Below are 5,550 nucleotides of genomic sequence, written 5' to 3'. Positions count from 1 at the left end.
AAGAAGATCATTAAGAGAATTGGAAGAACAACTTGTGTGGATTTTTACTAGTTGATCAGTCGAAAATATATTTCATTGATTGAATTGGTAGAAATTTCTCGAAGTTTATTTGAGCGAATTTTTAGTCAGTAAGATTAATGAGCCAGATTTAGTACTTTTAGTAAAGTACAAATGATTTTAAACTGAAGAGTTTGATCATGGCTCAGATTGAACGCTGGCGGCAGGCTTAACACATGCAAGTCGAGCGGAGTTTTGGTGCTTGCACCAAGACTTAGCGGCGGACGGGTGAGTAATGCTTAGGAATCTGCCTATTAGTGGGGGACAACGTTTCGAAAGGAACGCTAATACCGCATACGTCCTACGGGAGAAAGCAGGGGATCTTCGGACCTTGCGCTAATAGATGAGCCTAAGTCGGATTAGCTAGTTGGTGGGGTAAAGGCCTACCAAGGCGACGATCTGTAGCGGGTCTGAGAGGATGATCCGCCACACTGGGACTGAGACACGGCCCAGACTCCTACGGGAGGCAGCAGTGGGGAATATTGGACAATGGGCGGAAGCCTGATCCAGCCATGCCGCGTGTGTGAAGAAGGCCTTTTGGTTGTAAAGCACTTTAAGCGAGGAGGAGGAGCTCTAGGTTAATACCCTAGAAGCTTGGACGTTACTCGCAGAATAAGCACCGGCTAACTCTGTGCCAGCAGCCGCGGTAATACAGAGGGTGCAAGCGTTAATCGGATTTACTGGGCGTAAAGCGCGCGTAGGCGGCTAATTAAGTCAAATGTGAAATCCCCGAGCTTAACTTGGGAATTGCATTCGATACTGGTTGGCTAGAGTGTGGGAGAGGATGGTAGAATTCCAGGTGTAGCGGTGAAATGCGTAGAGATCTGGAGGAATACCGATGGCGAAGGCAGCCATCTGGCCTAACACTGACGCTGAGGTGCGAAAGCATGGGGAGCAAACAGGATTAGATACCCTGGTAGTCCATGCCGTAAACGATGTCTACTAGCCGTTGGGGCCTTTGAGGCTTTAGTGGCGCAGCTAACGCGATAAGTAGACCGCCTGGGGAGTACGGTCGCAAGACTAAAACTCAAATGAATTGACGGGGGCCCGCACAAGCGGTGGAGCATGTGGTTTAATTCGATGCAACGCGAAGAACCTTACCTGGCCTTGACATACTAAGAACTTTCTAGAGATAGATTGGTGCCTTCGGGAACTTAGATACAGGTGCTGCATGGCTGTCGTCAGCTCGTGTCGTGAGATGTTGGGTTAAGTCCCGCAACGAGCGCAACCCTTTTCCTTACTTGCCAGCATTTCGGATGGGAACTTTAAGGATACTGCCAGTGACAAACTGGAGGAAGGCGGGGACGACGTCAAGTCATCATGGCCCTTACGGCCAGGGCTACACACGTGCTACAATGGTCGGTACAAAGGGTTGCTACACAGCGATGTGATGCTAATCTCAAAAAGCCGATCGTAGTCCGGATTGGAGTCTGCAACTCGACTCCATGAAGTCGGAATCGCTAGTAATCGCGGATCAGAATGCCGCGGTGAATACGTTCCCGGGCCTTGTACACACCGCCCGTCACACCATGGGAGTTTGTTGCACCAGAAGTAGCTAGCCTAACTGCAAAGAGGGCGGTTACCACGGTGTGGCCGATGACTGGGGTGAAGTCGTAACAAGGTAGCCGTAGGGGAACCTGCGGCTGGATCACCTCCTTAACGAAAAGACGGATTGATTGGTAAGAATCCACAACAAGTTGTTCTTCTGGTATATCGAATGGGTCTGTAGCTCAGTTGGTTAGAGCACACGCTTGATAAGCGTGGGGTCACAAGTTCAAGTCTTGTCAGACCCACCAAAGACAAGTTCGATATAGATTGATGATATAAGCTGGGGACTTAGCTTAGTTGGTAGAGCGCCTGCTTTGCACGCAGGAGGTCAGGAGTTCGACTCTCCTAGTCTCCACCAAGTACTTTTAAGTACAAAGCTAAAGATTGCAGAAATTAGTAAATAAGCGAAAGCGATTTATTAACTTCTGTGATTTAAGTATCACGGTATTAGTGTGATCCGACGAGGACACATTAACTCATTAACAGATTGGTAAAATTGAGTCTGAAATAAATTGTTCACTCATACAATATACGTTACAAGGCAACTTGTTGATCAATGTATATTGAGATGAGAACTAGCAAATTAACTGAATCAAGCGTTTTGGTATATGAATTAGATTGAAGCTGTACAGTGATTAAGTTCACGAGACTCTAACTGTGAGAAAGACTAGTTTACTAGTTGATCTTGTTGTTAATCTTACTTGTAAGGATTAACGACTGTTTGGGGTTGTATAGTCAAGTAATTAAGTGCATGTGGTGGATGCCTTGGCAGTCAGAGGCGATGAAAGACGTGATAGCCTGCGAAAAGCTTCGGGGAGGCGGCAAATATCCTGTGATCCGGAGATGTCTGAATGGGGGAACCCACCTACCATAAGGTAGGTATTGCATGATGAATACATAGTCATGCAAGGCGAACGAGGGGAAGTGAAACATCTCAGTACCCTTAGGAAAAGAAATCAATTGAGATTCCGTCAGTAGCGGCGAGCGAACGCGGATCAGCCCATTAAGTTATCTAAGTTTTAGTGGAATGCTCTGGGAAGTGCAACCATAGCGGGTGATAGTCCTGTACACGAAAGGGCTTAGATAATGATGTCGAGTAAGGCGAGGCACGTGAAACCTTGTCTGAATATGGGGGGACCATCCTCCAAGGCTAAATACTCCTGACTGACCGATAGTGAACCAGTACCGTGAGGGAAAGGCGAAAAGAACCCCTGTGAGGGGAGTGAAATAGATCCTGAAACCGCATGCATACAAGCAGTGGGAGCACCTTCGTGGTGTGACTGCGTACCTTTTGTATAATGGGTCAGCGACTTATATTCAGTGGCGAGGTTAACCGTATAGGGGAGCCGTAGAGAAATCGAGTCTTAATAGGGCGTTTTAGTCGCTGGGTATAGACCCGAAACCGGGTGATCTATCCATGAGCAGGTTGAAGGTTGGGTAACACTAACTGGAGGACCGAACCCACCGTCGTTGAAAAGCCGGGGGATGACTTGTGGATAGGGGTGAAAGGCTAATCAAACTCGGTGATAGCTGGTTCTCCCCGAAAGCTATTTAGGTAGCGCCTCGGACGAATACCATAGGGGGTAGAGCACTGTTTCGGCTAGGGGGTCATCCCGACTTACCAAACCGATGCAAACTCCGAATACCTATGAGTACTATCCGGGAGACAGACTGCGGGTGCTAACGTCCGTAGTCAAGAGGAAAACAATCCAGACCGCCAGCTAAGGCCCCAAAATCATAGTTAAGTGGGAAACGATGTGGGAAGGCATAGACAGCTAGGAGGTTGGCTTAGAAGCAGCCACCCTTTAAAGAAAGCGTAATAGCTCACTAGTCGAGTCGGCCTGCGCGGAAGATGTAACGGGGCTAAAACTATGTGCCGAAGCTGCGGATTTGACATTAGTCAAGTGGTAGGGGAGCGTTCTGTAAGCCGATGAAGGTGTGTTGAGAAGCATGCTGGAGGTATCAGAAGTGCGAATGCTGACGTGAGTAACGACAAAACGGGTGAAAAACCCGTTCGCTGAAAGACCAAGGGTTCCAGTCCAACGTTAATCGGGGCTGGGTGAGTCGACCCCTAAGGCGAGGCCGAAAGGCGTAGTCGATGGGAAATTGGTTAATATTCCAATACTTCTGTGTAATGCGATGAGAGGACGGAGAAGGTTAAGTCAGCCTGGCGTTGGTTGTCCAGGTGAAAGACAGTAGGCATGCATCTTAGGCAAATCCGGGGTGCTCTATGCTGAGAGTTGATAGCAAGCTGTACTTGTACAGTGAAGTGGCTGATACCATGCTTCCAAGAAAAGTCTCTAAGCTTCAGTTACACAGGAATCGTACCCTAAACCGACACAGGTGGTCAGGTCGAGTAGACCAAAGCGCTTGAGAGAACTCTGCTGAAGGAACTAGGCAAAATGGTACCGTAACTTCGGGAGAAGGTACGCTGCTGATGGTGATGGGACTTGCTCCCTGAGCTGTTGGCAGCCACAGAAACCAGGCCGCTGCAACTGTTTATTAAAAACATAGCACTCTGCAAACACGAAAGTGGACGTATAGGGTGTGATGCCTGCCCGGTGCTGGAAGGTTAATTGATGGGGTTAGCGTAAGCGAAGCTCTTGATCGAAGCCCCAGTAAACGGCGGCCGTAACTATAACGGTCCTAAGGTAGCGAAATTCCTTGTCGGGTAAGTTCCGACCTGCACGAATGGCATAATGATGGCGGCGCTGTCTCCAGCAGAGGCTCAGTGAAATCGAAATCGCTGTGAAGATGCAGTGTACCCGCGGCTAGACGGAAAGACCCCGTGAACCTTTACTGCAGCTTGACATTGAACTTTGACCTTACTTGTGTAGGATAGGTGGGAGGCTTTGAAGTTGGAACGCTAGTTCCAATGGAGCCGTCCTTGAAATACCACCCTGGTAATGTTGAGGTTCTAACTCTGTCCCGTTATCCGGGACGAGGACCATGTCTGGTGGGTAGTTTGACTGGGGCGGTCTCCTCCTAAAGAGTAACGGAGGAGTACGAAGGTGCGCTCAGCGTGGTCGGAAATCACGCGTAGAGTATAAAGGCAAAAGCGCGCTTAACTGCGAGACCCACAAGTCGAGCAGGTACGAAAGTAGGTCTTAGTGATCCGGTGGTTCTGTATGGAAGGGCCATCGCTCAACGGATAAAAGGTACTCTGGGGATAACAGGCTGATACCGCCCAAGAGTTCATATCGACGGCGGTGTTTGGCACCTCGATGTCGGCTCATCTCATCCTGGGGCTGAAGCAGGTCCCAAGGGTATGGCTGTTCGCCATTTAAAGAGGTACGCGAGCTGGGTTTAGAACGTCGTGAGACAGTTCGGTCCCTATCTACCGTGGGCGCTGGAAATTTGAGAGGATCTGCTCCTAGTACGAGAGGACCAGAGTGGACGAACCTCTGGTGTACCGGTTGTGACGCCAGTCGCATCGCCGGGTAGCTATGTTCGGAAGGGATAACCGCTGAAAGCATCTAAGCGGGAAGCCTACCTCAAGATAAGATTTCCCTAGGACTTTATGTCCTCTAAAGAGCCGTTCGAGACTAGGACGTTGATAGGTTGGGTGTGGAAGTACGGTGACGTATGAAGCTGACCAATACTAATTGCTCGTGAGGCTTGACTATACAACACCCAAGCAGTTGTATATAAAGCTTAAATCGATTCATAAAAGATCAGTTAAACCTGATCTGAAACAAAGAACTTGATTTAGTCAACGCTAGAACATAAAATTCGACTCAATTAACCAATCCGTTAATAACTCATTTGGTACCAAGTAGGGTAGCAATAAGATCAAATGATCTGAGCATAAAACCTGAACAAGTCCATAAACAGTTGTGCTGGCGACAATAGCAAGAGTGAACCACCTGATCCCTTCCCGAACTCAGAAGTGAAACCTCTTAGCGCTGATGGTAGTGTGGGGTTACCCATGTGAGAGTAAGTCAT

At 48.5% G+C, this 5,550-nt stretch carries 2 tRNA genes and 3 rRNA genes; all 5 read left to right on the top strand.

What is annotated here, in order from left to right:
- Positions 1-179: 179 nt before the first annotated feature.
- Positions 180-1,716 (top strand): 16S ribosomal RNA (locus tag LVY74_RS17435).
- A gap of 60 nt (positions 1,717-1,776) precedes the next feature.
- Positions 1,777-1,853: transfer RNA gene (locus LVY74_RS17430), tRNA-Ile, on the top strand.
- 34 nt (positions 1,854-1,887) lie between these two features.
- Positions 1,888-1,963 (top strand) — tRNA-Ala (locus tag LVY74_RS17425).
- A gap of 375 nt (positions 1,964-2,338) precedes the next feature.
- Positions 2,339-5,231: ribosomal RNA gene (locus LVY74_RS17420) — 23S ribosomal RNA — on the top strand.
- 212 nt (positions 5,232-5,443) lie between these two features.
- Positions 5,444-5,550 (top strand): 5S ribosomal RNA (gene rrf, locus LVY74_RS17415); the annotation flags it as partial.

Source organism: Acinetobacter sp. ME22, assembly GCF_022012315.1.
Lineage (GTDB): Bacteria > Pseudomonadota > Gammaproteobacteria > Pseudomonadales > Moraxellaceae > Acinetobacter > Acinetobacter brisouii_A.
Note: the sequence above shows the minus strand (reverse complement) of the source record. Positions and strands in the feature narration are given on the sequence as shown.